We start from the raw sequence: 25,374 nt of genomic DNA, 5'->3' as shown, positions 1-25,374 counted from the left end.
GCGCACTAAGTGAGGTTACGTAAAATAAACACACTAACCATGCATAGATCTGCGTAATTTGTCACTTCGAGAAAAAACAAAAAAGGAGATAAAACAGAAAACCCATAACGCTGATGAGATTTGTAGACTAAGCAAAGTTTCAGAGATAAGAGGTAACGCTATTGAAAAAAGGAATAGCGCTACAACAAACAATTCGCATACAGCACCTAAAAAAGAATACTTATGGCGAAAAAGAGCCCATCTATAAATCATCCTTAACTCCATAAAATAACCTGATTAAAAAGGGCGAAGGAGCATGCCCCTTCGCCTTCTTAGGGATTGTATAAACAACCCCAAGCTGACTTAATATTATGCCCGATTAGAGTGAAATAATAAATATTTGAATATCTGATCACACTCGTTAAAAAATCGGTAGTCATTATTCCTGTTATGTTCAATCGCATGACTCTACAACGAAGAACTGCTCCAGATTAGGAGCCGTTCTTGTGTCTAAATCTGGGTTCGCACTAAGATAAATTACGTTAGTCCCGAGCAGAAATACGTTTACTGTATAAATGGCAACTAAACCGGATTAGCTAAGTGTGGTTTGTCTTGCTTAACATATGGCTTAAATTCCGCGTGTGTTAAGACTCTTTTATCTAATTCTTTTTTAGCTCTTGGGCCGGTATGTTCTCTTAGATACTCTCGGTTATTAATCGATTGAGACTTTCCTACCAATTCAAGATGACGATTTAACTCATAATCTTCTGAGAAATTTACATGTTCCGAATCTTTCATAGCAAATCCATAAACAGAATTCAGTGCAACATTACACCTAAGAGAGATATATGGATTAAAATATACATTTTCAAGGTGTTCATTATTCCTCTTATGTAAAATCCGCGAGTTTGTTGTAAGAAACAGTACTCAGAACACCTCAAACACTCATAGCAAAGGTTTCGGACACTTGATCAAGGCAATGCTTCCATACTTTCTGGTAAGTTTGTGACGCTTTTAAGTGCGCTCCCCGCGTAAATTAACATCTTTTTAATTCAACCAAAAACTATACCGAATCAACGAGAAATCACACCTTAATGAACATTTATTAAAAGAGCTCCTTAACCATTGCAGCAATGATTAAGGAGCTCTAGCAAAAAGGTTGGTTTGTGTTGGTGTGCGCACTAAGTGCCGTTATGGTAAATGGACTCTGTTTTCCTGTATCTTTTTTAATGACATTCTTTTGAAAAATTCAACATTGATGAAGTGGCTATTAAATGTTCGATCTAACTCTTTGTTAGATGACCCTTTAAATTTATTAACAACCTTTTCTTGTGGCAAGTAAGAAATCTTGTATTTTTTTGTTTCACGCTCCATCTTTTCCAGAATTTCAATAGACTCTTCTTTAAAGTTACCAGTGGTCCAAAATTCACATCTCACCTCTTTCTTATGCCAATCAGGATGTTTTTTGGCATAATCATAGAAAGTCTTATTTCTTTGAAATAACCACTTTTTAACCTCTTCGTGATCAACATGACCATAGGGTTGGTGCCCTTTACATTCAATAAAGATTACCTCAGATGAAGTAATTACGACCACATCTGACTCTCCACCTGATATTTTAAAATTGACTCTAACCTCAATAGGAGAATACTTTTCCCTTACAATTTCGGCGACTAGATACTCGAAAAGAGCACCTCTTAAATTATTTGCTGCCCCTTCAATCTTCCCCAAATTATCAAATATAAAATCTATTTGTTTTGGGTCTATCTCACAAGATTTAATGAATTTGGTTAACATTGGGATGATAAGTTTAAGCCCCTCTGAAACATTCTGTCCAAAAAGTGACTCAGTTGTTGCAGGTATTGCTCCTACTTTTTTTATTTCAACAAAAGAATCCTTATCGTATTCATCCGCCAAAAATATAAATATACATTTACCAATCTTACTTAAGCTTTTTGTTGACGCTACTTTATTGAGCCATGGTTTTATATCTGTCAAGGAGATTCGCCTAGCAAGCAACATATCGATACACAAGAAACCAGGCGATACACTCCCATCTTTTTTATTTGAAGTTAGCGCAGATAGATAAGATGGCGCAGTCAAATCCCAATAAAATGTACCGACTGTAGGTTTAAAATCACCACCTCTTTTTCGGACTAAATCATAACTAACCAAGCCCAGATTTTTAACCCATTGCTCAACCGCAAGAAGTAATATGTTTTCAGCTAACAACCTTGCTTGTAATTCAGCCTCTAATATCGTTATGTAATCCTCGCAACTAGATAAATATAAATATCTATTACCATTACTTAAGGTTTTTTCAGTTACTAACTCAGCTTTAATCAAACGTTTTAAAACATCTTCTTGTGATATGTGTTTTTTTTGCTTAATCGGAGATCCGCAAGCTATAGAAAAGTGGTCTAAGGGCATTAACCCTGACCTTGATTTAATTGAAGCTATGGCATAACCATAAACATTATTTTCCGCCATTAACGCTGAATACAAATTATCCCAATATTCTGGAGATCGATATTGATCTCTCAAGTATACGAATTTTGTATTTTTAGGTAGAGGTAGAAAATCAAGCTTAAAAAAACCATCAAATCCCCTAGAAATTTGCTTTCTAGCTGCATCTATTGATATTTCATATTCAGAAACTAGCAATTGAGCCAGCTTATTACTGGTCATAGGACCATATTCTTGCAACAAATAGATTATTCGTGATCTTGACATGTCATACTGCGCTATTAATATTTAATATCTATAGCACGAGAGTATCAAAAATAATTTACATGTCAAATCAATGAGTTACATTTCAATTACCGTTTTATAAGTCACGGTGATAGTAAATCATCACCTTGTCACATTTAGATTTCGTGTGAGAGCAGCATTACATGTCCTGATCTATTCTCAAATAGAAGTGTCACTCTAAGCACTCAAAATCGGTAGTCATTATTCCTATTATGTAAAACCCGCGAGTTAGCCACCGGAAACAGACCTCATAGCGTCTCAAACGCTCTTAGCGAAGATTTTCGACACTTAACCACCAATACGTATCCAAAAGGCATTGTAAGTTTGTGACGCTTTCAGAGCGATTTACAGCAAGAGTTAACATCTTTTTGATTCAACCAAAGCACATACCGAATCGACGAAAAGTACACCGTCATGGACAGTCACTAAAATTAAGTAGAGACTCAAAAATTAATCATTGCAACAATGAATAACCAAAAGTATGGGAAGAAGATTAACGTTGGTGTCCAGTTTTGATGGTGAATGTCAATAACGCAACTCCTTAACAAATAATGTCAAAAGTAGATATAACACTTCTAATAAATGGGGGCATACGTTTGAAATAGTTGATATGATTCTGAATAATTCTTCATCATCCAAGACCAAATGAATATTTTCAATCCAACAGACATCGACAATGACGTCCTTGACAAGAAAAACATGAAGAACTCAAGGGTTACGAATAATAATGGTGATTTGTCTTTTGGAACTATTCCTAAGTTGAATGATAATTTCCCAAAAGGGGAAATACATCTCAAACTAGGCGATAGTGGTTTCTATAGCCATAACCATCACGAACCTAAAGGAGCTTTTGGGCTACGGCATATCTGGGACAAGCACGGGGATGAACTAAACTCTCAAAATGCAGAGGATGTGGTTAAGTTTATTGAAAGCGTTCTTCAGGTAGGGGCAGAGGTGATAATTGACCCTAAAAAGAGCCCCAACAAGCCATTAATAGTCGAATCAAATACCGGTATGGTCGTCGTCGATTTAAAAGAGCCTCAAAACGAAGAGCCTTTTTACAACATCATTACTGCCTACGATAAGAAAGCTCATCCAGGTAATGTTATGGGGAATCTAGAGTTATAGAACGAAAAAAGCCGACACTACGTGTCGGCTTTTTCTTAATAGGTGTTGTTCGTGGCGTTCCCTTAGCTCTATGGGGTCGGGACAGGTGGTTAACCTTAACAACTTACTATGACTTTCTGGCTAGCCATAGGTAGCTTACAAATATATAATCAAGCCAGATGCAGATTACATATCAAACCCTTCTACACACTCAGTATGACAAATATCCCATATAATTGTCAATTCATTTAAATAATGATATCCCACTGAATCTTAAATTCCCCTATCCTTCACTATTTCATTCGTTTATTGATAAGTTTGAATAGTGACTCAAAGCTATAAATTACTTCTTCTGGAAGATTGCTACCTTTACCTTCTGAGAGTTTACTCATAAATAATCTCGCAGGCTTTGCTTTCACAAATTGTTTCTTGATACCGGAATCTTTCATCGCTTTTTCGAATCGTTTGCAGACCCTTGGAATCTTATCGTTGTATGTGAGGTCATCGGTTACCTCGCCTCTATAGGCTTCTTCTGCCAGAGAAAGGAAGTACTCGGGACCAAATAGGTCTTCAATATCTAATTCAGCAACGTCGTTCTCTGTTGCTTCAGATACTAAAATGACGTTCCTTTTAGTTAGTTTGTGATTAGTTATCAGATCGTTTTTAGTGGCAAGTGCTTCTTTTTCATGATCGAGCAACACCAATAAATTAAGATGTTGAGAAGACAATAAACTTACCAGGTATGGTATTTTTTGAGCTCCGCCAGCTGGAGTTATAGTTATCTTATCCATCAAACCTGTCCTACCCAACGATTTCAGGTACTCGGACATCGATGACAGGTACCAAAAATCAGTAACCCCCTCGACAACCAAATTGTTTGAGCCAATAAATAACGATTGAGAAACTTCATACCCGAGTGCCGCTTGCAAAGGGAATAGCGTAGTTGAATCACCTGTGGGGTCGTTAGTAACTGTTGTTCCTTTTTCTTGGCATATATTCACAGTCTTGACTGTGGAAAGTTGTTTTGTCGGGACTAGGAAAGGGGAGTGCGTTGTATAAATAATCTGATTGCTAAAGTCTTCATCAAGATGCTTTAACAGATCACTTTGGGATTTTGCATGTAGGTATAGCCCAGGCTCATCCAAAAGAATGATAGCATTCTCTGCATCACCGCCATGTGTATCTGCAAAAAACGTAATGTAGAATGAAAAAAACCACCTAAACCCTCGGCTCCTTTCGTTCAGATTAACTTCAACATCATAAGTAGACGTCGGATCGGATATATACGTATCGAAATAGTTGCCATCCAAATTGAAACGGACTTTCAACTCTCGGTCTGTCCATAAGCGTCTAATCTCACTGGTAACAACAGCCCCTGCCCTGTTAACTAGTTGGTTTCGTGTCTCAGGATCTGACGCTAACTCTTGGAGTTTAATTGGATCTATATCCGCAACTTTACACAATTTAATGAAACCTTCGTCTTCTGCAGTCAGCTGGCTATTTTGTCGATGCTGACTAAGAGTGCCAAGGTTCTGATGTCCATCCAAATGTGGGTATTCATCGATGTAGACAAAAATAGGGAGGCATTCCACTATAAATTGACGAGCTTTCTTCTCTTGTTCACCATCATTTAAAGCTGTCACTATATGTGCTAGATCATCTTTGAGATTGAGGTAGTCGTCTTGCTTCTCTAACGTGTATTGTGCAGCATCTCTAAGCGTTTGCTCATATCGACCTAAAATTGCTTCCAACCAGGTCTCAGTAGAATGGGCCTCAGTTGCTTTCAACATGACGACCTCTTGTATTACGGCTTTGACATTTTCAGCGTTGTCCTCGGTTTTTAGAACATCTAGGAGCGTAACTATCTTATCAATAATTCTATTTATTGCTTTTACATCTAAACTCTGGTCTTTTAAGCCAACAAAACCTATATATCTTGTGTTTCCATATCGACGAGCAATCGTGACGGTTGAAACCTCAGACGCTCTAGGAAAAATCGAAGACAGAGATTCTCTTTCCTGCTGCGACAACGTCCATTCGGTATCAAGGAACCGTGTGTTATCGTCTTGTTCTGCAAGTCTACGATGGCGAGGGAAGTTCTTTATGGCTTCAATCTCTGTCATGCCACCTGAAGGGTTTAAGTGTTGAAGAGCGAGTAATATATTTGACTTGCCACTTTCATTTCGACCTAGTATTGCAGTTAAGTTGTCGGTCGTAATCTCACCGCTATCATTGATTGAACGAAAATTTCTAACTCGGAATTTTGTGAGTTTCATAATTATTCCTTTTAAGAGCCACTACTGACAATCTGCGCTAAAATTGCCGCAATTGCCGTTGCAAAAGCGCCAGTCAGCGCAACCCAAACCTTTATATTGTTGTGCCTTGAGTCTTCTTTAAGACGTCGATTATCTGCCTCTAAACCAATCATATTTGTTACTAGGTTAAGGAGTGTCTGCATTTCTTCAGAGGATAATGGTGCTGACCATTCCTTGAGGCCTCCCTCTCCTTCAATTTGTTTTTTAGTTCTTCTCGCATACCTGATATGCAGAGAGTACAAAGGTTCTTTCTGAGCACTTAGGTTAGAGGACTTTCTAAAAAATGCAGGATATCCGTCAAGAACATTCTCTACATCTACCTTATCCAAGCCAATACTATCAGCGATATTTCTTGGTGTTCTACTGTTCCACTTTTCATGAGCACCGAGATGCTGAATCAATGCAATTAAACAATGAAAATCGCTCGTGAAGCTGCGCTCGATGACCTCAGAAACGAGTGTAATTGATTTCTCGTTATGCATTTTCTTACCAATTTAATATTTTATATTAAAAGAGCTATGGAGATAGAAACCTCTCATAGTTTGTGGCTATTTTTCGAGCATACCAGACAGAAGGTAGAGGGTGAATCTTTACTCATTGTTTTTACTGAATAAGTTAGCACTGGTATCGTAGTCTTTTTTGGATATCATCAAAAAAGATTAGTTTCAATTCATCCACTCGGCGCAGCCCCTCGGAGGGATTGCGCTATTAGGGATTCAGTCTGAATTGGAGCTCAAGACTTCAACTCATTTGCTTGGACTTGCTAGAGCGATAGCCACATCAAAAAATAGGATGAGAAAAGTATGGTTTTCCTGATTGCAAGTTCAAAGCTAATTGATGCCAGCTAACATGATCTGATACTTGTTGATATGGTGGTTGTGACTGGAACGATGAAAGTCCTTGTTTAAGTATCCAGTCCTCCTTTTGGGTCATATCAAGGAGAAAGAAGCCGAACCTTTATCGAGAGGGTTCGGCTTTTTTATTTACTAGGATAATTTAATAGACAAAGTTAAAACATTGACTCGAAAGGACGATCATACTGAAGTTTGCAAGCAACGAAAGTATAATCATCAACAGGTCCTTTACGTTCTATTCTACGCTGTAGGCTGGCTGACATTTTTGTAACACTATCCATTGTTCTTTCTGAAAACCTTGGTGATTGCTCCCAAAATGAATGGGCACCATCGCTCATTATGTAAAGAGACAAAGTATCGTTATCTAATTCGAGGTCATCAATAGGAATAAAATAATTACTCGGGTCCATCGAAACGACTTGCGAGATAGCAGTGGTAATAATGTTTTTACCTTTTACGTTCTTAAGTTGAGACTTGGTAAAGAGTTTTTCATCAAGGAATTTTTGATGCTGAGTATGGTCTTTAGTCAACTGCTTTAATTTCTTACCTTGTTTAACATACGCTCTACAGTCTCCGATATGACCGATATGTAGCCCTCGTGGTTCAACGAAGTAATAAGTTAATGTAGTAGAAGCACGTTCGTAAGCAGAATCGTACTGAGACAATTCTTTTATTTTATTGAGTATATCCTTAAACACCGTCGTATAATCAGTTATATGGCCAACCGATTCGATTTGGTTAAGGTATTCTACAGCTGATAAAGAAGCCAACTCTGCTCCTTTATATGAACCAACACCGTCAGCTACCGCGAAAAACACACCACCTGCTATTGTTTTAGGGGCTAACATTGCATCTTGGTTAGTTTTTTCTACAGACTTCCCAAAAGTGAAGCATGAACTTTCAATAATTTTAATCATTAAGCAGCCACCTTAGATAAAGACTCTAATGCAGTTTTGAGCTCTTCGACAGAAGAGTAGCGGTTTTCAGGGTCCATTTTTATACACGTTGCTATGATTTTTTTTAGTGCGGGGTCTTTGACTTGTAATTGTTCGAAAACTTTACCTATGGCGAAAATGTCCGACTTTTCCGTGTAATCGCTACCGATATACATAAGCTCAGGAGCTACAAAGTTGTCGGTACCTAGTCTGATATTCAAAGAGGTTAGTACATCAGACTCACCACTTGGGATAGTCTTTCGGACTAGACCGAAATCCGAAATCTTATAAACCCCGTTTTCATAGCGCAAGATGTTACATGGTTTGATATCACGATGAAGGTAGCCCAACCTATGAATGTGAGCTACACCTTCGCAAACCATTGAAATGATCTTCATTTTTTCATCTTCTGAGAGGTCTGTAGAAAGAAGCGACTGCAAATCGCATTCAGCAAGTTCCATAATAAAGGAAGGTGTTTCTGTGTTGAAAAGATCACAAATGTAGATACTGACTATATTGTGATGCTGACACTTGCTTTGGCTAATCACTTCCCTTATGAAGCGCTCTTTATACATCTTCAGATCAACTTTAGGGTCTAGTACTTTTCTAGCATAAAAGCCCGAATGGGTTTCACTTAGATTGAACAATTCGATTCTATCTACGTAACCAAAGCCACCATTGCCGATTCGATTTAAAGTCTTATATCTATAGTTTGCAACCTGATCCACTAGGTACCTCTAAAGGTTGATTTTTCAAAATACTAATATGAAACATAAACGTCATATTCAAGGGAATACATATTATGTTATCCCCCTATGGTTAACCAGTTTAATATTAACCTTGTTGTAAAAAGAGATGACCATGATCAACTACTTAGCATTGAATCGCTTACTCTATAGGTAATGCATCCGAATAAGCCCATCAAACAACTCTTTAATGCCAACGATAATTGGCTGAACTTCCTCAATAAATATCGGGAAGCTCTCCGACAAGTCGTCATTGAAAACGTCACTAAAATGCTCGCTTGCAGTACCGCTGCTTTTGGCTCTAAAGAGTATCGATGCAACCATGCTGACTGCACCCATCACAAATACATTCACCAGACGTGCAAATCTCGCTTTTGCAGCAGTTGTGGCATTAAAGCGACAGAGCGGTGGATACGAAAGCAACAACATGTCTTTCCAGAGTGTGAGTATCAGCACGTTACGTTGACGCTTCCTCACACGCTGTGGCCAATCTTTCGGGATAATCGTTTTCTTCTCAATCATCTCTTTAGCTGTGCAGCCAATATCTTTTTAGGGTGGGCAAAGCAACTGGATATCGATATCGGGGTGTTCTGTGCACTTCACACCTACGGCAGAAAGCTGAATTGGAATGTGCACATCCATTTGTCTGTCACACGTGGGGGTTTATGTAAGAGGACAGGCCTATGGAAGCCCATTTTCTTTAAAGCTAAGACCACGGAGAAGTGTTGGCGTGCCGCCATCACTCAACTTCTCAGATCCCATTATGCAGAGTTAGACTTGAGTGGAGAAGACTGCCCTTTTATTCGCAATAAGCAAGATTGGCCCCGATTTTTAACCAGCCAATATTGCCGCCGATAGAAGCTACACTTTGCAAAGAAAACAGCCAACGTGACGCCCACCATGACTTACCTCGGCCGATACCTAAAACGCCCACCTATATCGGCGTCGCGTTTACGACATAACTTCCAGGGAGGCTTGGTGACGTTTGATTATCTCAACCATAGGAATGGTCAGACGGAATCCCTCATTTTGACTCCAGAAGCCTTGATAGAGCGCATGATTGAGCATATTCCAGATAAGCACTTCAAAATGATTCAATACTTGGGTTTTCTATCGAACCGACGTCGTGGTGAGATGCTCCCTAAGGTCTACGATGCCTTGGGCATCGCCCCTAAAGACTCACCTGAAATGCTCGGTTACGCCGCCATGCTGAAAGGGTATGTGAAGGTTGACCCGTTTGAGTGCATTCTTTGTGGGCACCGTTTAACGTTTCTTCGTTTTAGGGCTGGAGAGGCGCTGTCGGAGTTGGTCCATCATGCTCTGGTTCAAGCCCAAATCAGGTCAATTTAGGCATTTCGCAGGATGAGTGTATCTGAAATAGCGAAAACAGCGTGAAAGTGTTCAATTAACACCCGCATTTAGATTGTAGAGCAGAAGTTAGGTCTGTCCGGGACTCATTCTGACGTGAGTTAGGCCGCGATTGTTCAGGTCAGGAAACATTGAAATTCCTTACCTTTAAAATTTGCTCATTAGTATGATAGGTGGCATTCTTAATGTCAGAAAAACGGCAACTAGCCGGATAGAAAGCGTTAAATGCCTTTATATTTTGGCTCTTAGAAAAGCGAAAAGCACCCCGCGGGGTGCTCTCTAGAATGCTCAAGTTAGAGATATTGGCGAGAATTTTATTACCAACACTGTAGCCTAACGAGCTAGTGGTTGAATTATGGTACAAAGCTGCTGTAGTGTCAACTATACAACTCCAGGGAGTATAGTAACTATGCCTCGCTTACCGATAACCTCATATACCTTTGAACTTTTTACTATAGCATTAAAACGTCTTTTCGCTTGCGTGGGGGTTAGTATATTGCTGTATGAAAGAGATTTGTATACATCTAGAGCTTCAATGCTTGTAAGCCAATCAAAATGTGATTTGTAATGAGAGTCCAGGTAGTCGTTTTTTCTATCTTCGGATACCCAGCCTAATATCCGGCACAATCGATCATTTAAAGTTTTCATTCGTTGAATACTTTCTTCTGGCGTTGATGCTGCCGGATAAATCTCTTGGTTGGTGCTGTAGTGTCTAATCTGAGTGAACTTCCAGATAGGTTCGTGGTGAGCAATTCGGTTTCTTAGTTCATTTACCTGACTCAACCGCATTAAAAAGTCTTCTAATGCGTTTTGAGACCAGTAAGTAGAGTGGAGGGCGAAGTGCCCTTTAAGTCCATTGAACAGTGCGCTTTGCCAGTCTATTGAGTTGTTCGACGAAGTGTCGTTAATTAAAAATCCCCAGAAACCAAAACTTTGTGCCGCGATTACTTTTCCCGGTGTTGGTGCCGGTTTTTTCGCTATTAATTGATTTCGGCTTCTTCTTCCACGACCTCGTGATTGCAAATGGGTCACTTTGCGAATCATATTCACAGTCTTAGGCTTTAATTGATCTTGGGCAATCAGGTGTTCATACCAATCATTATCGAATGCATGCCCTTGCTGTCGGTGTGCACTGAATTGGTGAGATAGCTCCCTATGAATAGTATTGCGAAGAGCTACTTCAAAGATACTAATTAATTTGAAAAAGGAGGCAGAGAGAGCGTCATTCCACAAGTACAGCCCTAAGCACTCTTCATCTGAGTTCAGATTAAAGTAGCTACGGTAACTATTGAGACGATCGGAAGAGATCGTGTTAATGGTTTCTGTAATATTGTTAGGTTTCATATGCTTGTGGGTAGAAAAAGAAAGGTGCATTATAAGGTAGATTTACGTGTGCGTCTAAATGCATTTAACAAGCGATCGATACGCTTAATGGAGTGTTTAACCATGGTATTACACTCAAGCGCTCTACCAATTTTGGTTAAAGTAAGTTCAGCGCCATCGAGAACTGTTTCAGTTGCAAGCATCAGAGAACTCAGACGTTTTTTGTGAATGCTTAGGCCCTGTTGAGAAAGCATTTGTTGTAGAATCTGAATATCGCGCATCGTTAAGAGCTCCTATTAATCCCTTTGGCAAGGTGTGTTTTTGACGAAATTCATTAGATCAGACGGGGCGATGTGCGTCTACTCATTGTTTTGCAAAGAAATTATGAGGGGATTCGTAAGAAAAGGACGTTATAAGCCTAGGAAGAATATGAAGACAATAACACTCACTAAATTTGATGTAGCAGAACGTCAATTGTTACAAGCTATTCGAATGTTTTTCCGTGAAGAAGATGTAATATCTATTCATACACTTGCTGAAGCAGCAAACCAAGTTTTGAGTGACATTGGTAGTGACTACGACACTAAAAGCATATTTCGTGAAAACGACAGGATTAGAGAAGATAAAAAGAAAGAGTGGTTGAGACACATGTTTAAGTCTCGAAACTTTTTTAAGCATGCTGATAGAGATAAATGTACTAGTCATGAATTTAGACCAGACGTAAATCATTTCTCGTTACTAGATGGCGTTTCTATGTATAGTTCAATCAAGCAAGTTTGGGTTCCAGAAACTCTGATTTTTCAGCTGTGGTTTTCAGCCAATTACCCTGAATTAATGATCGAAGAATCTGCTTTTAACCAGATGGTAAAGGTGGGGCTTGAGACTGGTCAGTTTCCGAATCCAAAAGAAAAATCGCTTCTGTCTGAATGTATTCAAGCTCAACGAAACGGTCATAAAGCAGTTTCAGGAGTCAACCTTGAGTACGGCTTATAACAAACGTTTAAGATGTCAACTTTCCGGTTAAAGGCTTGGTGAATCGATCATGATTCAGTACCAAGCCTTTTTATTAGTAATTGGGGTAGACAGGGAATTAGTAAATTATCCTACGTTAAGGATTTGGCCAACGGTACTCACCAGTTAATGCTATGTGCTCCCAACTCAAAGGCGATATATGCTGAAGAAGCTTATCATCGACTTCTACTCCTTGTTTTATAAGAGTTTCTACTGCTTTTTCTAAATAGACGGTATTCCAAAGAACAATCGCTGCTGTGACTAAGTTTAAGCCGCTTGCGCGGTAACGCTGTTGCTCAAAACTACGGTCTCTAATTTCACCTAGCTGATTAAAAAAAACTGCACGTGCAAGTGCATTACGAGCTTCCCCTTTATTTAAACCAACTTGAACTCTCCGCCTGAGATCTGGGCTTTGAATCCAATCCAGCATGAATAACGTACGCTCAAGTCGCCCAAACTCCCTTAACGCGAGGGCTAGACCGTTTTGTCTAGGATAGCTCCCTAACTTACGTAAGCTTAGAGAAGCGCTCACAGAACCTGACCTTATAGATGAAGCAAGCCTTAATATGTCATCCCAATAGTCTTCGATGAGTTTAATGTTGAGTTTTTGTCCTATCATTGAAGACAAAGCTGGAAGCTTCTTTAAAGCCGAGGCCGGAACAAATAGTCGCTTATCATTTAGATCTCTTATCCTAGGAGCAAAGCGAAAGCCAAGTAAATGAGTTAACGCAAAAACATGATCAGTAAACCCTGCCGTATCTGTATAGTGCTCCTCTATTCGAAGTTCAGATTCGTGATAAAGAAGCCCGTCTAACACGTGAGTTGAATCTCGTATTGCCGTACTAATGTTTTGCACATGGTAAGGAATGGTGCCATCGACTCGCATCGATTTTAAGGTTCTTAGCCACTATCTTAATTAAATTTGGGTTAGGCATTACGCCAATCTCGATTACAGCACCTGTGTAATCGAGATAGCAAAGTTGAAGGGCGAACCCTAGTTTATTTGCATCACCGCGTCGTTTATCGATAAGTTCTTTTTCTTTCTGTGTGAATGACGTTAGCCGAATTAGCGTCGATTCATCATTTGGTATGCTTTTTAGCTCCTCACGCTCTAGTTGAGTTAATAACGGTTGTTTACGTGGCATGAATACATTCCTCTATTGTAAAAACGTTCGTTTGTGCAACGATTATTAACGCAAGTCAGAACAAGGGTTTGTGTGTTGCATAAATATATTGCAAAATCAAAGTAAATGGCAATAGGTTATCGCAATAATGAAATGTGGTTACGCACGTATATCAACTCAAGATCAAGATACCAAAGCTCAGGTCTCAGCGCTTAAGAGCGCTGGGTGTAAATTGATTTTTGAGGAGCAAGCCTCTGGGGGGCGTTGGGAACGACCAGAATTACACCGTTTGCTTGAGCAACTGCGCCCTGGTGATATGGTGGTCGTTTGGAAACTAGATCGACTATCGCGGTCGTTAAAAGATTTACTCACTATTCTAGAAAAAATAGATACTGCAGGAGCGACTTTTTTGAGTCTAACTGAATCAATAGATACCTCATCACCGGCTGGCCGTATGATGATGCAAATAGTAGGTTCATTTGCTGAGTTTGAACGGGCGATGCTTCGAGAACGAACAAAAAACGGACTGGATTTAGCTAGAAAAGAAGGACGAATTGGCGGTCGCCGACCAAAGTTAACCAAGCAACAACAAAATGAAATAATTTCACTGGTCACGTCTGGCAAAAAAACAGGCGCAGATGCGGCCAGATTATTTCAGGTGCACCCATCAACAGTGACTCGTCTTTTAGCAAAACAAAAATAACGTTATCAACTTTAAGATCTTCTAGACACGCTAAATTTTAGGGAGGGAGATTGAAAATAAAGTGTCAGGGATTTTACGTTTTAAATCCTTAACGTAGGATAATTTACTAATTCCCTGTCTACCCCCTTTAGGGGAGATCGCGATAGGCGAATAAAAAAGAGAGAGGCGATCAATTCGCCTCTCTATCTAGGTGGTGTTTTTTGCTGTTATCAGCAGCATCGTTTAGTGAACACTCCGACAAAAACAAGCTCTAAAGCGAACATTTAAACACCTTCTTCTGATATATCTATTCCACTCGAGTTAATACACTAGAGTCGGTATGAGAAAAAGGTTTACCATACACATGTAAAGCCGTTGTTTGAGAATAACGAATCGTGTCTTCTTCACTGAAATCTAAAAGCATAGTAAAGTCAGTTGTCGTATCGTTTACTGTCATATATTTGCTCTCCGCAATACCTCGTTTTTGTGTCTTAAAGTCAATCTTGTCCCCAGCTTTCCCTTCTGTAACGACACAAACAGCTCTTGGAATACAATAAGAGTTATAAACCATCTCATTTTCTTTATCGTAGATTAGGTAACCACGTTGATCATGAAACTTTCCATCATCACTCTTACGGAACACCTCTTGCTTGTAATAAAGCGCAACAAGATACTGATCACTCGCGTTTGTTGCATCGGCAGCTGGTTCAAAGATTATCGTTTCGTAAAAAGACTCTACGGCAGGCCCACCTTTGCCGACCTTAGATCCTTCTTGACCAGGAGCAATATCTACCCCACCAGACTCTACAGTTTTCCATTCTCCTACTAACTTAGCTAAAGGCCCAAAGTCGAGTCCGTTAATTACATTTGATTCTTGGGAAAAAGCAAAAGGAGAGGCTAAAAGTAAAGTTGCTAATACAAGGCTGCTTTTCATTTTTTTATCCTTAATGATTGATTTAACTCGCAGCTGATAGTACACACAAAAAAAACATGGGTATAAGGAATTAAATCGATTGTTCTTTAGCCTTTTTTTCATGAGAGCTTAATCAACATATTGATATTACAGCGTTGTACTCAGTTTTAATTAGTCGATAACTTCTGAAGATTTAAATGCTCAGGCTACGATACCAATAAGACTGAATGTCACGATTTAACTCAACAGGTATCGCGACAATAACGCTTTTAATCAAGCTCAATCTTCACTCTAGCAATGGGAGGAAGCATTTAAACTACTGATATTAAAGTGAAAACCAGTAATTTTAACATATATCTCCCGCACAGTGATATATGTAAAGTTTTCTGTCGAATGGCTTTGCAAATCTAGTGGTGATAGATGGTATGGCTGTACAAAGTAGCCACGTTTAAGTTGGTGGGTATAGTTATTGACTACAAAGACAAATGAATAAGCGGAATGAGTAATTTGGGTTGTGTCGCAAAGTTAGGATGAAGTACAAACGTATTGATCTTCAGATGCAATTAGCCTGCTAGTGCGTAAAATTGCTCCCAAGCAGATAAGCCCTCAGGGTTGTCGAGCTGATCATTTTTAATTATCGACCACAGTTCCACTCCTGCAAGAGTGGAACTGGCTCCCTCATCAGATTTCCATCTCAGACACTGATGCATTTTACCTTTCACTTTCCGGTGACTTTGATCAACTATATTGTTCAGATATTTAACTTGAAATACTTCAATCAAGTTAAGTATCTTCCCCGTTAGCCAGAGTTGAACATTGATGTTATGCAGCGCTAACGCGTTGGCACCACTCTTATCGATAACCACTTTTTCTGATAAACCATTATGGCTTATTACCTTGGAAAAGAAGGAGCGATCGCCTTCTCATCACGGCGATCGCAGAGTAAAAAATCAATGATATTGCCGAACTTATCAACCGCTCGGTAGTAATATTTCCACTGACCCTTGACGTTAATGTATGTCTCGTCCATTCGCCACGAAGAAGCGACAAGCTTCTTTATTTTACGAGCTTGGTGTTCAAGCAAGGAGGCGTATTTGATGACCCACCTATTAATGGTCGAGTGATCATAACCTACCACCATTGTTTGCGACAAAACCCTAAAATGCGCCAGTAAAAACTAGTTCATGTAACGAGATTCGAAAGTCGCGATTAGAACGCCCTTATCGCTCTTCACTGTCAATGCTTCACCATTGACGCTGTAACTGGCAAACTCGCCGATAGATTTAAGGAATGCTTGCTCCTGCTCCATGCCTTGCATACACATCTTACGTGTACCTGCTACTGGGCCCATGGTTAACTTACCTTGGTTAGCCTCGAAAGTGCCTGTGAAATTATTGCAACCAGAAAAACCCTTGATAACATTTTTACCCGCTACGAATTGGATAAAGAGCTCTTTCTCGCTAACGCCCAATTTTGCAGGGTTCTCGCCCAAGCTCATCAATTTCCAATAAGTATCGGTAAACTCGACATTGGATTTGTTATCAGATTCGGCGGTTTTCGCACGAGCGACTCGATCCAATTTAATCTCGATAGGCTTAGTTTGCCCCTCGGCAAATGGATCTATGTTGGTAGTCGATGTAAACACTAAGCTGTCTTCGACTTTAATCATCGCACGCAGACCATATCTGTGTTTATCTTGAATCTTACTGGCATCGTATTCGATACTCACGGCGTAAGGAGGTATACCGATATCTTTTAAGGACTGACTCGCGATCAGGACTGAAGTAACATCAGCTTTTGAGATATCTTCCAGTGTCACTTCGAGTACCGCATTAGGCGGCAACATTCTGCGATCTAAATAGATAACATTGATATCCAGAGTTTTCATTGCGGTTACCTCAGCTGTAACTAGCTTTTCAGCAGTCGCTGTATCTTGGGTCTGAGTCGTAGAACCTCTATCACATGCTTGTAAGACAACTGTAGAAAGCAATACCGAAGACACTAAGGTGAGTTTGTTCATTCTATATTTCATAGAGTAATTCCTTTTATATACAGATACAGGATTAACACAGGTCATTTTGTAAAAATAAACATTGGATTAGTTGATGCAAGAAAATATGACTCTACCACAATTGAAAAGCGTGAGTGCCAAGATTTATCCCAGAGAAAACCAGTTGTGTTTGTCATCCAAATTTCGTTGGCTATAGAATAACGGGTTCTGTCGCATAAAAAGAAACTAAATATCGTACACTTAACCGCTCGGCGCAATCCCGTAGCTGGCGTAGCCAGTCGGAGGGTGAGCAAGCGGAATATAGTCCAAATTTAAACCTTGGCACGGTCACTGAAACTTTCAACGTAGTTAAAGATTTTTAGGAGAAGAAAGAGAGTGGTTTTTACGATCTCGTAGCTATTAGAGAAGGAAGCGTGCAAAAACCACTCTAAACTTTGGCATTTAACAATATTGTACATAATACGCTGCGAAAAATAGGATGCGGTAAAATAATCAGCGCGTCTCGATGAGAAAAAAGATTTGGGTGCACCTTGGCATGAATCACAACACTGAATCAGGAAGAGGCGTAAGCCTCTTCCTGCTCAGCTACCTTACCATTTCGTAGACAACAAAGCGTGCTAGAAAATCTGTGCTTCCATTTTTATATCGAACCTCACAGAGCGAGTCTCGAACAATCAAAAGTCCACACAGAACGGTGAAACAAATCACCACCAAGCCCATCAGGGCTATTTTGTTCTTTAGCATTTTTTGTTGCCTCTTAGTGATAAAGAGGCTAATATTTGTAGTGTCTAGATACATACATTGCCTCGTAAGTTTTAATTAACTAACGGGGCTTTTGTCTATCTGCAACAAACAAAAATGTTTAAATGATTGCTCATGACAAACAGCCAAGAGCACCCGCAAGCAGTATATCATGATTCAATAACGCTTTGTTAATCCTGTAGTAGCTACTCATCCGCTTCATTAAACGCCTCTTAATTAGTAACAAATGAATTAAATTTGACCGCACCCCATTGCTAGGCCTCGCGAAGCGAAAAACGTAGTATGAAGAGTTTGAATTAACGATGATCATTTTTGTATGGTTCCACTAAGCTATGCGTAATGTGAAGTTGTTTCCTGTCGAATGACAAAAGAAAGTTTCAGCGCAGCCAGCTATTTTATAAAACTTACAATATCTGTTTACTTCATGCTGGCTGTGGGGCCCGTTAAAAGCTTTCTTTGTACTTTCCTGGTTTGATGTTATTGAATGCTTTTAATGGGAGGTACTTTGAGCTTTAAGTTGGATCGATCAATTTGACGTGGGTGATAAGCTGACGTCGCTTCGCTTTGTCGGCTTCATACTGACTCTACATGCAAGCATATAGCAGCCAGTATGAACCTTAATTTCTAATATTCATTTATATATTAATTTATATATTTATATAACTACGAAGTACTCATAAGCGCAGTAGTGTTTACACCCGCATTTTTGGCCTATCTTCTATCAGTAACTTATTGCACTACCTTTTACAAAAGAACGAAATTTATCGACTAAACCCACTTTTCCTTGGTTAAGAACAACAGAATAGGACTGTAAAATCGTAGATTGTCATTGATTTTGCTGTTAATTTGATGGATATCTATAGAGCAGACGTGAGTAAGCCTCCGCCGTTAAGCGGATACATTCAGTTGTTTAATGAGGGGAAAGCTGTACGGCTTTTGGGGGAGCCGTAAATAAGCTTGAAACAAAAGAAGCTGTTTTGTTGAGTTTCGTCGCATTAAAGATTTCTTGGATACCAGAAGCAATGGTTCGAAAGTTCAGCCATTCAAAGCGTAAACCTTTTTGCTCCATACGTTTACGGGAAGCAATAATAAGCTCAGAAATATTACCGAAACTCACAACCTTTAAGTCTTTAAAGAACGTTGCAGAGAATTGCTTATAAGAGGCGGCACTTCTCACTGTACCTTCTTCGGCATCCACACACACATTAATACGTTCAGTTGCAAGGTAAGAAGCTCTTTGTAAATACCGAATAACTTTAGCAAAGGATTTAGGAGAAATGAACTCACCGAAACGTAATGCGTAGTCTTCTTGCAACTGATCATAACTAATCGGTTTCAAACCAGCTTCAGTTGGCTGGCCAACACGACCACCAATGAGATCAGTATTGGTAAGAATACACGCTAATACCTTTGCCACCAAAGTTCGACACTGAATATTATTGATAGCAGCACCTCCCCAAGCAAAAAGCCCAGGAAAACGTTGAGGGTTAGTGATGAACTCTTCACAACCTTTTAGGATAAAGGCATATTCGTGAGGAAGTTCTACCCACTCACCTGAACGTAGCAAACGACGTTTAGAAAAACCAAAACAAAAGTTAGAATTCGTTTCCAGCTCACGGTTGACAACATCATGATTCAACGCAATCAACTCATGCTTACGAGCTTTGCGGTTGGCACGATATTCTTTGTCGTATTGCGATTTAGTTCGAAGAGTATTTTGCTCAGAGAATGACATGACACGCACCTTCTACATCCGACCACAAATGTGTTTGAACACTGGTTGAATGTGAATGCTGACTGTGTCTGTTTTGAGTGAGTTGCAGAATGCAACTAGGTTGATTTTTCATGGCTTTGATTCCGAAAGATTTTTAGGGTTGTTTGGTTTCTCACGTCAAACAATGAAACTATAATCTATAGAAGATCTCTTTAAAGATCAAATGGTAAATTTCAGATACAAAAAAGCCGTCTACTTTCGGGAAGACGGCTCTATGCGAATGCTATGTGGTTAGATTGAGAGTCTAACACATTCTAATTCTCGAAAAATACACTACATAGAAAACTATGTAGTAGCGTGCTATGTAATGCACTTTTTTACTCCAAGAACGTAGGCACAGTATAAGCTTTTCCTGCTTATTCATCAAATAAAGTTTTACTTTAAAATTTATTAATACTGTATAACACTCGCCCAATGATACAACATTGACTAAATGCTTTATATGTCACTTTTTCATCTGCATATACTGGGTTTAAGCTTTTTATTATTAAGCCATTAACGCTATGTTCAAAACGTTTAACTCTTAGAACATCGTCTTTTTTATAGACATATATTTTACCGTCTATGACTTTTGTATCAGAGGTGTCTATAAATACTACACCATTATCAGATATTGCGGGCTCCATTGAATCACCATGTACTCGAAGTGCGATTGTATGTTTGGTTATGTCTTCTGGTGGTATAGGGATTAAATGGCTGCTTATCATTAAAACATCAGAATGCCCATTATAGTAGCCCACTCCCGCACTGCAGTGAATTTCTTCATAAAATGGAACTTCAAACAAGTCATTGTTATTTGTATGTTGTATGCCATTAATTAGCCAGTCATAACTCTCATTAAATATCCCACATAGCTCTATCAATCTTTTTTGAGAGGGTAAATTTACATCATTTTCCCATTGATTGACCGCTGATTGACTAACACCTAAAAGCTGAGCTAATTCTTTCTTGGAGATACCTAGATTGTTCTCTCTAGCTTTTTTGATTCTATGCCCTAGTGACATCCGTCTTTACCTGAAGGTTAAATTATACACCTCCAATTCTCCTATCTATTGAGAACAGTAACGCTTTAAAGATTCATTTATTGCTTTAATTTTAAAGCCAAACTTTACATTGTTTTTTTGTTGATTTATTATTCATCGTGCTGATCAAAAGATCAGGTATGGATAGAGTTTTTATGAAACAAGAAATTGGCAAAAGTACCCAACTGACCGTAGCGCTCGATCATGAGACCAATATTCGCTTGGAAGGGTCTGCATCGGCATATGGTCGAAGCAAACGAATTGAGGCTCTGTTTGTGTTGCGTGCGTTTTATCGCTTACCAGCCGACAAGCAGAACGACATTTTGTCTCCCGACAATGGGCTCGACAAAATCTAGATTTATCTCGCTCCGTGTGTAAGTTCAGATTAGGAGTGAAGACTCGAAGGTGGGCTGCCTTCAACTGCAAAAAGCGCCGCAGAGGGGCGCAGGCTGCGTAATATGCCTAACAAATTCAGGAGCCTGTCTGGGGCGACGTCCAAGGCTGTATTTCTACTCAATTAAGCACGCTGGTTGAGTGGTTAAACAGAGTTACTTGGGAATACTAGACAAACACATCCTTTGGATGTGTGCATTCTACTACAAGAACGCTCAAGCCAGTTTGTAGCACGGCTCTTGAAAGAGAGCCCATTGTTTTGTTCTTTTCAAAGAGCAAAACAATGTCCTAAAAGGAGTGTAAACATGCAGATTGTGTACGGATATTGTAGTGAAGACGATGCGGCTAATTTGTTAGGTCACTTTGTTGAACAAGGTGATTTTATCGGCGTAAAAAGGCTGGGGACAATTGGGCGTGAACACATTGCGTTTGCTGCCTTGTTGCCTTCCCCGCAAGTTGTTCCTTTCTATAGGGAGGGCATTCATGTCGTTGCTGTTCAAGAAAAAACGCAATCAATCCATCGTCTCACTCTCCCGACCTCAAGTAACGCACGCAAAAAACGTTTCCGCAAACTCAATAATACCACCCTGACTCCTCAAAATTGGAAGCAACACATGAGCCGCAATCGTGGTTTGAAGTATGTGAGCGATTCATTCGCGTCATAAAGAGAAAGAAATGCCCCTCATTCAAGAGCGCAAGTTTAACTTTCATTAATCAAGGTTTGTGCTGACTGCTACATGTTTGCATGTAGAGACAGTGCAAGCCCGACAGAGCGAAGCGGCGTCAGTCCATACTTTGCACTTTTCTTAACACCTCTTTTGCACCTTTTTATACGGTGCATCCACTCTCGAACATCTGCTTTATCGCAAGTGTTTGGAGCAACGTCAGAAAACCTTTTTTCTGAAAACCTTTAGCGCTTAAACGACGAGTTTAAGCGCTTTTTTGTTGTGCATCTGACATTCAGATGATTACCAAGGAAAAATTAATGAATACTAAAACTTCTATACCTTTCGGGATTTATGCCTTCGTTTTTTTTGCGGCATGTTTGGCAAGCATTTCCCCTGCTTTTGCGACTGACCTTTTTGCTGGAGGGAAAGATACAGTCACTAACACTATCGGTGATGGCTCCTCTGGGGAGTTTTACATGCTGGCTGCTGGCCTTATCGGGGGCATTCTTGTCGGTATCATGCAAAAAAACTGGGTTGGCGGCATCATCGGCTTCTTCGTAGGCGTCGTGTTCTGGGAAATAGGCAAAGGGATCGTCGGCCTATAAACATTAAAGGAGGGGGCAGAGTACTTTCTGCCCTATTTCATGATGGATTATCAAGATAAACAATCACTCTTTGTTTTCCCAAACTATCTCCAATCTGGCACCAAAGTGGTGGGGTTTCCTATTGATGAAGTACTCCCTTCCGTCTTGCTCTTTTTAATGCTGTTTAACCTCAATAAAATTGTTGCTGTCGCGGCATGCATCGGTTTGTTCTTGAGTATTCGCAGCTTAAAAATCCGGTTTGGCGCTCGCTTCATCATCCACTTCATCCATTGGTACGGCGACGACAACGCCAATAAAACCATCTTTAAACGCACACCTGCTGCCACAAAAAAATACTGGATTTATTAATGCTCAATGAAAATAACGGCGAGGCACTTAAAGCGTCTCGCCTACTCAATCATGTGCTGATTGTTGTGATCCTCATTATTTCTGTCGCGGTCACCGGATTGGCACTAGGACTGTTAAATCAAAACCAAGCAGAAAAACGCACCCTCGTCCCCCCACAAATAGATCGAGCCTTTACTGTGTCCGATGAAGGGGTCGATAGCGCTTACCTTGCACTCATGACCGAGTGGTGGGTACACCTTAAGTTCAATGTCACGCCATCCAACGTCAAGCGTCAGTTTAACTTACTCATTACCTATGTCCCCCCTCAATACTGGAGCAACTTACAAGACAAGCTGATGCGCGAAGCGGAGTTTGTCATCGAAAATGACGTCACCAGCTTTTTCGAAATCGAAAAAGTATCTCCGAGTATTGAACAAATGAAAATTCGTGTGCAAGGCACACTCAATAAAACAGTCGGTGGCCGCAAACTGCCACCGGAGTCTGTCACCTATCTCATTCAAACCGATTACCCCAATGGTTTGATTGAGCTTCATTCCATCGCCCAAGAGGTGCCATTATGAAGTCCTATATTACTTTTGCTCTTTTGGGCCTGCTCGCTGTCCCGTTAACAGGTCAAACCAAGAGCATCGCTGCAAAAACCTACCACTTTGCACAAAATGACACCATTGTATTGCCCTTGTCGTCCGTCAATACCAATCGCCTCGTAGTTAAGGGAGATAAAATCCTTAACGTGCAGTGTCCCAAAGGCTTTTGTCTTGCCAATGGCAGTCAACGCGACAAGTCTGGTTCGATTAACTTAAAAATCAACATCGCATTGCCTTTCACCGCGCATGTATTCACTGAAAAAGGGCAAAACTTCTCGTTGTTTATCAACCCAAAAGCGGTGCCTGCTATTGTGAATGAATTCATCCCGTCATATTCCCCCTCAGAGCAAAGCGTGTTTGAAAAAGACATGGATTATCCACTGGCGCTCGGGGCATTTACAAAACAGATGATTGAATTTAAACGCAGCGGCGCTGCCGTCCCAGGGTTTAACCTCCATCCGATTGACCCGAAGACGTTACCCAAAGACAACAGCCCACTTGCGGTCATTCCTCAAACTCTTTTCTCTGGCCGCCCTTTCTCAGGGATCATCTATCAAGTCAAAAACCAGTCCAGCGAATCGATGACGTTAACGGAATCTCAATTTTACAGTTATGCCAGCCGAAGCGCGTCATTAGACAATTATAACCTTGCGCCTGGCGAATCGACGACGCTCTACATCGTCACAGGAGGACAATGATGAATGCCTTCAAAAAATGGCTCTCAAGAGAAGGGAGTTTAGATGATGGACTGGTGTCCAACGAGCAAAGTAAAAAACGCAACCAAGTTATCAGCGTGATGGTTTTAGCGTTGCTTGCTACGCTCTTTCTTACGTTCAAACATTTTAAAAAACCACGTGCTCAATTTGGCGATACGCAAACCACACAAGCCCCTGCACCTGACTTTGGAGAAATCATTACCGATGATTTCACCGATAAAGATAACCGCTCTGCATTAAACATCCAGCGCCAAGTCATTGAAGATGTGCAAAAAGAGTTCGAGTCCCTGAATACAGATGTGCAACGATTAATCACAAGTAACGAAAGTACCGTCGCCCAATTGAAAAAAGACAACGATGAATTACGTAATGAGTTACGCAAAAATCAAGAGGCGCTACGAGCAAAGCCATCCACACCATCAGATAATGAAACCACACCGAATCACGCCTCAACGTCCGGTGAAAACGACACCTTTGGTGCACGACCTCTTCCCCCTAAGCCTCTTCCTTCGTATGCAACGAAAGACCTTCAAAAAGAAAGCTTTCAATACAGCGCATCCGATAAGGTCTCTTTCGACAATCAAGGAGAAGCGTTTGATAACTTCGACTTTTATTGGGAGTCCACTGTCACGCAGCCTTATCAAAGAACCACGGAAAACTACGTACCATCAGGGACGTTTGTTACGGCAAAAATCACCGGTGGTGCCGATGCTAACGCGGGAGCATTTGGTCAAAGCGATACGGCGCCGATTGTATTTCAAACCGTTCATGAGGGGGTATTGCCCAATGGTGAGAAAACGCACCTAAAAGATTGCACCATCATCGGTAGTGTTTATGGCGACCTATCATCAAGCCGCGGAGTGGTGCGAACCAATACGCTCAGTTGCATTAAAGACGGACGCATTCTTGATATCCCTGTGCAAGGCACCGTCTTCAACTTTGGTCGTAATGGCATTCGTGGAACGTCGGTTTTACGTAACGGAAAAATCGTCCAGATGGCCGGTATATCTGGCATCTTAACCGGATTGGGTGAGACCGGAGCCGGACTTGCTAGTACCACCTCCACGTCAGCTCTAGGCTCCACATCAAGCATCAACAGTGAGGATGTCGGGTTAAGTTTACTCGGCAATGCCACTTCTGAAATTGGCAGTAAACTTTCTGATTACTACATTGCTCTTGCCGAGCTCTACCACCCGTTTATCGAAATCAATCCTGGCGGACTCGTCAACATCGTTTTCACTCAGGGCTTCCCACTCGATGACGAAGGCATTGAACGTTATGAAGAAAAGCTCGCCAAAGAAGAGCAAACGCAGCCTAGTACGGTGTTTGAAGCCATTACGCTGAACCCGCTTGCTGACGAAGTTAACCAACAACTTAAGTAGT

General features: G+C 40.4%; 24 protein-coding genes and 3 pseudogenes. 11 read left to right on the top strand and 16 right to left on the bottom strand.

Annotated elements, in window-relative coordinates:
- Window positions 1–561: 561 nt before the first annotated feature.
- Window positions 562–777 (bottom strand): hypothetical protein, encoded by a 216-nt coding sequence (locus SJY39_RS08720; RefSeq protein WP_390241798.1) that lies wholly within the window; start codon window positions 775–777, stop codon window positions 562–564.
- A gap of 393 nt (window positions 778–1,170) precedes the next feature.
- Window positions 1,171–2,667 carry a nuclease-related domain-containing protein gene (locus tag SJY39_RS08715; RefSeq protein ID WP_390241796.1) on the bottom strand — a complete coding sequence of 499 codons (1,497 nt, stop codon included), beginning with the start codon at window positions 2,665–2,667 and terminating at the stop codon, window positions 1,171–1,173.
- A gap of 708 nt (window positions 2,668–3,375) precedes the next feature.
- Here SJY39_RS08715 and SJY39_RS08710 point away from each other — a divergent pair.
- The gene (locus tag SJY39_RS08710) at window positions 3,376–3,858 is read left to right on the top strand and encodes a hypothetical protein (protein ID WP_102530557.1); all 483 of its coding nucleotides are present in this window, start codon (window positions 3,376–3,378) and stop codon (window positions 3,856–3,858) included.
- Between the two features lie 272 nt (window positions 3,859–4,130).
- Here the strand turns inward: SJY39_RS08710 and SJY39_RS08705 are convergent, their stop codons facing one another.
- The 4 genes from SJY39_RS08705 to SJY39_RS08690 all read right to left on the bottom strand — a co-directional run bounded on the left by SJY39_RS08705 (window position 4,131) and on the right by SJY39_RS08690 (window position 8,669).
- Window positions 4,131–6,113 (bottom strand): AAA family ATPase, encoded by a 1,983-nt coding sequence (locus tag SJY39_RS08705; protein ID WP_390241794.1) that lies wholly within the window; start codon window positions 6,111–6,113, stop codon window positions 4,131–4,133.
- Between the two features lie 11 nt (window positions 6,114–6,124).
- Window positions 6,125–6,634 (bottom strand): hypothetical protein, encoded by a 510-nt coding sequence (locus SJY39_RS08700; protein WP_390241792.1) that lies wholly within the window; start codon window positions 6,632–6,634, stop codon window positions 6,125–6,127.
- Window positions 6,635–7,161: 527 nt separating this feature from the next.
- On the bottom strand, window positions 7,162–7,923 hold the full coding sequence (locus SJY39_RS08695) for a PP2C family serine/threonine-protein phosphatase (RefSeq protein ID WP_102530554.1): 762 nt from the start codon (window positions 7,921–7,923) through the stop codon (window positions 7,162–7,164).
- Window positions 7,923–8,669 carry a serine/threonine-protein kinase gene (locus SJY39_RS08690; protein WP_102530553.1) on the bottom strand — a complete coding sequence of 249 codons (747 nt, stop codon included), beginning with the start codon at window positions 8,667–8,669 and terminating at the stop codon, window positions 7,923–7,925. Before SJY39_RS08690 ends, SJY39_RS08695 begins: the two co-directional genes overlap by 1 nt.
- A 174-nt stretch (window positions 8,670–8,843) precedes the next feature.
- On the opposite strand from SJY39_RS08690, the pseudogene SJY39_RS08685 reads away from it, so the two are divergent.
- Window positions 8,844–10,037: pseudogene (locus SJY39_RS08685) on the top strand (IS91 family transposase).
- A gap of 399 nt (window positions 10,038–10,436) precedes the next feature.
- Here SJY39_RS08685 and SJY39_RS08680 read toward each other — a convergent pair.
- Together SJY39_RS08680 and SJY39_RS08675 are read right to left on the bottom strand one after the other, a co-directional pair.
- Entirely contained in the window at window positions 10,437–11,399 is a 963-nt protein-coding gene (locus tag SJY39_RS08680; protein ID WP_390241789.1) for an Abi family protein, read from the bottom strand.
- Window positions 11,400–11,428: 29 nt separating this feature from the next.
- Window positions 11,429–11,659 (bottom strand): hypothetical protein, encoded by a 231-nt coding sequence (locus SJY39_RS08675; RefSeq protein ID WP_390241787.1) that lies wholly within the window; start codon window positions 11,657–11,659, stop codon window positions 11,429–11,431.
- Between the two features lie 148 nt (window positions 11,660–11,807).
- Between SJY39_RS08675 and SJY39_RS08670 the strand changes: the two genes are divergently transcribed.
- Window positions 11,808–12,371 (top strand): hypothetical protein, encoded by a 564-nt coding sequence (locus tag SJY39_RS08670; RefSeq protein WP_390241785.1) that lies wholly within the window; start codon window positions 11,808–11,810, stop codon window positions 12,369–12,371.
- Window positions 12,372–12,486: 115 nt separating this feature from the next.
- On the opposite strand, the pseudogene SJY39_RS08665 reads toward SJY39_RS08670, so the two are convergent.
- Window positions 12,487–13,236: pseudogene (locus SJY39_RS08665) on the bottom strand (transposase); the annotation flags it as partial.
- Window positions 13,232–13,534 carry a DUF4158 domain-containing protein gene (locus SJY39_RS08660; RefSeq protein WP_390241783.1) on the bottom strand — a complete coding sequence of 101 codons (303 nt, stop codon included), beginning with the start codon at window positions 13,532–13,534 and terminating at the stop codon, window positions 13,232–13,234. The pseudogene SJY39_RS08665 and the gene SJY39_RS08660, both read right to left, overlap by 5 nt.
- A 127-nt stretch (window positions 13,535–13,661) precedes the next feature.
- Here SJY39_RS08660 and SJY39_RS08655 point away from each other — a divergent pair, with 127 nt between their 5' ends.
- Complete coding sequence (locus SJY39_RS08655; protein ID WP_390241781.1) at window positions 13,662–14,216, top strand: recombinase family protein; 555 nt, start codon at window positions 13,662–13,664, stop codon at window positions 14,214–14,216.
- A gap of 286 nt (window positions 14,217–14,502) precedes the next feature.
- Here SJY39_RS08655 and SJY39_RS08650 read toward each other — a convergent pair whose 3' ends face one another.
- The 6 genes and pseudogenes from SJY39_RS08650 to SJY39_RS08625 form a co-directional block, all read right to left on the bottom strand.
- Window positions 14,503–15,129, bottom strand: a complete 627-nt coding sequence (locus SJY39_RS08650; protein ID WP_372263915.1) for a heme-binding beta-barrel domain-containing protein — start codon at window positions 15,127–15,129, stop codon at window positions 14,503–14,505.
- Window positions 15,130–15,671: 542 nt separating this feature from the next.
- Window positions 15,672–16,243: pseudogene (locus tag SJY39_RS08645) on the bottom strand (IS6 family transposase); the annotation flags it as partial.
- Between the two features lie 42 nt (window positions 16,244–16,285).
- A complete protein-coding gene (locus SJY39_RS08640; protein ID WP_372263914.1) occupies window positions 16,286–17,140 on the bottom strand; it encodes an META domain-containing protein in 855 nt (284 codons plus the stop codon).
- A 564-nt stretch (window positions 17,141–17,704) separates the two neighbouring features.
- Entirely contained in the window at window positions 17,705–17,839 is a 135-nt protein-coding gene (locus tag SJY39_RS08635; RefSeq protein ID WP_372263926.1) for a Hok/Gef family protein, read from the bottom strand.
- A 952-nt stretch (window positions 17,840–18,791) separates the two neighbouring features.
- Window positions 18,792–19,616, bottom strand: a complete 825-nt coding sequence (locus SJY39_RS08630) for a hypothetical protein (protein WP_390241778.1) — start codon at window positions 19,614–19,616, stop codon at window positions 18,792–18,794.
- Between the two features lie 419 nt (window positions 19,617–20,035).
- A complete protein-coding gene (locus tag SJY39_RS08625) occupies window positions 20,036–20,659 on the bottom strand; it encodes a helix-turn-helix transcriptional regulator (RefSeq protein WP_390241776.1) in 624 nt (207 codons plus the stop codon).
- A 173-nt stretch (window positions 20,660–20,832) separates the two neighbouring features.
- Here SJY39_RS08625 and SJY39_RS08620 point away from each other — a divergent pair, with 173 nt between their 5' ends.
- The 7 genes from SJY39_RS08620 (at window position 20,833) to SJY39_RS08590 (ending at window position 25,373) form a co-directional block, all read left to right on the top strand.
- Window positions 20,833–21,033, top strand: coding sequence for a TraY domain-containing protein (locus SJY39_RS08620; protein WP_390241774.1), 201 nt, complete (start codon window positions 20,833–20,835; stop codon window positions 21,031–21,033).
- Window positions 21,034–21,375: 342 nt separating this feature from the next.
- On the top strand, window positions 21,376–21,735 hold the full coding sequence (locus tag SJY39_RS08615) for a hypothetical protein (protein WP_390241772.1): 360 nt from the start codon (window positions 21,376–21,378) through the stop codon (window positions 21,733–21,735).
- A 320-nt stretch (window positions 21,736–22,055) separates the two neighbouring features.
- Window positions 22,056–22,343: a type IV conjugative transfer system pilin TraA gene (locus SJY39_RS08610; RefSeq protein ID WP_390241770.1), complete on the top strand. Its 288-nt coding sequence runs from the start codon at window positions 22,056–22,058 to the stop codon at window positions 22,341–22,343.
- A 39-nt stretch (window positions 22,344–22,382) separates the two neighbouring features.
- Window positions 22,383–22,691 carry a type IV conjugative transfer system protein TraL gene (gene traL / locus SJY39_RS08605; protein WP_390241768.1) on the top strand — a complete coding sequence of 103 codons (309 nt, stop codon included), beginning with the start codon at window positions 22,383–22,385 and terminating at the stop codon, window positions 22,689–22,691.
- Window positions 22,691–23,251, top strand: coding sequence for a type IV conjugative transfer system protein TraE (gene traE / locus SJY39_RS08600; RefSeq protein ID WP_372263905.1), 561 nt, complete (start codon window positions 22,691–22,693; stop codon window positions 23,249–23,251). Before traL ends, traE begins: the two co-directional genes overlap by 1 nt.
- Entirely contained in the window at window positions 23,248–23,973 is a 726-nt protein-coding gene (gene traK, locus SJY39_RS08595) for a type-F conjugative transfer system secretin TraK (RefSeq protein WP_390241765.1), read from the top strand. Before traE ends, traK begins: the two co-directional genes overlap by 4 nt.
- A complete protein-coding gene (locus SJY39_RS08590; protein ID WP_390241763.1) occupies window positions 23,970–25,373 on the top strand; it encodes a TrbI/VirB10 family protein in 1,404 nt (467 codons plus the stop codon). The genes traK and SJY39_RS08590 overlap by 4 nt, the downstream gene beginning before the upstream one ends.
- Window position 25,374: the final 1 nt, after the last annotated feature.

The organism is Vibrio sp. R78045 (genome assembly GCF_042466085.1).
Taxonomy (GTDB): Bacteria; Pseudomonadota; Gammaproteobacteria; order Enterobacterales; family Vibrionaceae; genus Vibrio; species Vibrio cyclitrophicus.
Note: the sequence above shows the minus strand (reverse complement) of the source record. Positions and strands in the feature narration are given on the sequence as shown.